At 71.5% G+C, this 2,064-nt stretch carries 3 protein-coding genes; all 3 read right to left on the minus strand.

Annotated elements, in window-relative coordinates; genetic code table 11:
* The coding region (locus ACWDCZ_RS40745; protein ID WP_449818645.1) for a methyltransferase domain-containing protein at positions 1–589 on the minus strand (589 nt) is incomplete at its 3' end.
* Positions 586–1,581, minus strand: a complete 996-nt coding sequence (locus ACWDCZ_RS40750; protein ID WP_449818646.1) for an MvdC/MvdD family ATP grasp protein — start codon at positions 1,579–1,581, stop codon at positions 586–588. The genes ACWDCZ_RS40750 and ACWDCZ_RS40745, both read right to left, overlap by 4 nt.
* Positions 1,581–1,856, minus strand: coding sequence for a putative ATP-grasp-modified RiPP (gene tgmA / locus ACWDCZ_RS40755; protein WP_117485595.1), 276 nt, complete (start codon positions 1,854–1,856; stop codon positions 1,581–1,583). The genes ACWDCZ_RS40750 and tgmA overlap by 1 nt, the downstream gene beginning before the upstream one ends.
* Positions 1,857–2,064 lie beyond the last annotated feature (208 nt).

Here is a 2,064-nt window from a genome sequence, read left to right on the forward strand (position 1 = left end):
GCAGCCACGTCGTCGGGACGTGGTCGAGCCCGCAGGTGGCGATGATCGCGCCGAACGGGCCACCCTTATCGGTGAGGGTGGCCCCGTCGGCGGTGACCACGGTCGGCCGATAGGGCGTCGCGTCGAGCCGACGCCGGGCCTCGGCCGTCACGTCCGGGTCGACGTCGACGGTCACAACCCGCTCGGAGCCGTACCGGTGGGCGAGCAGTGCGGCGTTATAGCCGGTGCCGGTGCCGATCTCCTTCACCGGGCCGTCGACATCGTCGCCGAGCGCCTGCAGCATCGCGGCCATCAGCGACGGCTGTGTGGACGACGACGCGGCGTTCCCGCCGATCAGGTGGGTGACGAGGGGCCGGTTCGCGTAGACGGCCCGCAACCACGCGGCGGCGTGGTCAGGGTCGTCGCCGGCAATCCGCTGCTGCCGGCCGTCGGGGCCCTGCCGGTAGAAGTACGGCACGAACAAGTGGCGGGGGACGTCGCGGAACGCGCGCTGCCACGCGGGGTCGGCCAGGGAGCCGTCGGCGGTGAGCGCGTCGACCAGTGCGGCACGCAGGGCGTCGGCAGTCGGCTCGGCGGTGGTGGTGGTCACAGAGTGCCCTTCTGGAGCAGGTCGGCCAAGGCGGTGGTGATGGCATCACGGGTGCAGTCGATCCACGCCCACTGCCCACCCGGATTCACGTCGACCAGCCAGTGCGTTCCGACCTGGTCCACGATCAGGTCGACGGCGGCATAGACGAGTCCGAGGCGCCACAGCATGTCCAGGATGCCCGTCCGGATGGGCGCGGGGAGGCAGATCGGGGAGTATGCGAGGCGCTTGGAGTCGGTGCGCCAGTCGAGCCGCCCGGGGCCGTCCGGGGCGTCGATCCTGACGGGGAACAGTCGGCCGGCCACGCAGGTCACGCGGACTTCGTAGGCCTTGTCGGTGATCTCCTGCTGGTACAGGTGCGCGGTGAGGGCCACCCGCGGGTCGTCCCACCGGTCGGCGGGAACGCGGGTGGTGTAGATCTGCCCGCGCTGCCCGTTCTCGGTGTGGACGATCCCGCCGAGCACCTTCGTGACGATCCGGCCCCGGCACCGGTCAGCGAAGTCCCGCACCGCGGCGGGGTCGTTGGTCACCAGGGTGGCCGGGACCTGCAGGCCGGACTCCGCGGCGGCGGTGAGCTGTGCGGGCTTCGTGCAGTCGGCGTTGCGCTCGGGACGGTTGACCCACAGCACCTGCGGCAGGGAGCCGAGGACGCCGGCGAACCCGCGCTTCGCCTGCCCTGCGGCGAACCGCTGTTCCGGGCCGGACATGCTGTCGGGAAACCGGAACGTGGTGGGCTTGCGCCACCACACGGAGGTGAGCTCGGACAGGTCGATCCCTCGCAGGGGCCCGACGACGGCGCCGCCCCACGCGCCGTCGGGCCGCAGCTCGGCACGCATGGTGATGCGCTGCGGGAAGTCCGCCACATCGGTGCGCCAGAACGGAACGCCTCGGGCGTTGAGCTCACGCAGGACGTAGTCGGCGGTGGGGTCGAGATCGTGGGTGATGACGAGCACGCGGGGCGGGACGCCCCGCGTGCTCCCGGTGCCGTGGGTCATCAGTCGTCGTTCTGGTCGAAGTCGACGCTGATCACGGTCTGGCCGTCGCTTTCGGTCTGGCACCCCGACCCTTCCATGGTCGGCATGTCCAGGGCCACGCGACCGTCGATCAGGGACAGCTGCGTGTGCGGGTCGACGGTGACGTGGGGCAGCGGCATGACGGTCACGGGGTTGGTGACGGCGTCGAGCCCGAACGGTCGGGTGGCGAGCGGGCCGGACGGCTCGGTGTCGATGCCCATGTTCAGGGTGGGCAGTCGGTCGGTCAGGACGGACATGGTGGCGCTCCCTCGTTCTCGTTCGGACCGGTCCTCCCAGGGGGCGAGGATCGGTGGTGGTGCCGACGGCCGCACGCGGGACGCCTGTCCGTGGACCGGGCTCCCCTCCCTGCGGACAACACCCGCACTGCTCTGAGTGACGCAACGAAATCTACGCCATCGGACATCCGGGACGTCGGCCGCTGGCTGCTGGGCGTCGCCCTGCCCC

This window comes from Kitasatospora sp. NPDC001225, from assembly GCF_053597855.1.

Excerpts from the sequence above, each read along its gene's own strand:
- ACWDCZ_RS40750 (WP_449818646.1), bottom strand. The coding sequence starts at position 1,581 with ATGACCCACGGCACCGGGAGCACGCGGGGCGTCCCGCCCCGCGTGCTC.
- tgmA (WP_117485595.1), bottom strand. The coding sequence starts at position 1,856 with ATGTCCGTCCTGACCGACCGACTGCCCACCCTGAACATGGGCATCGAC.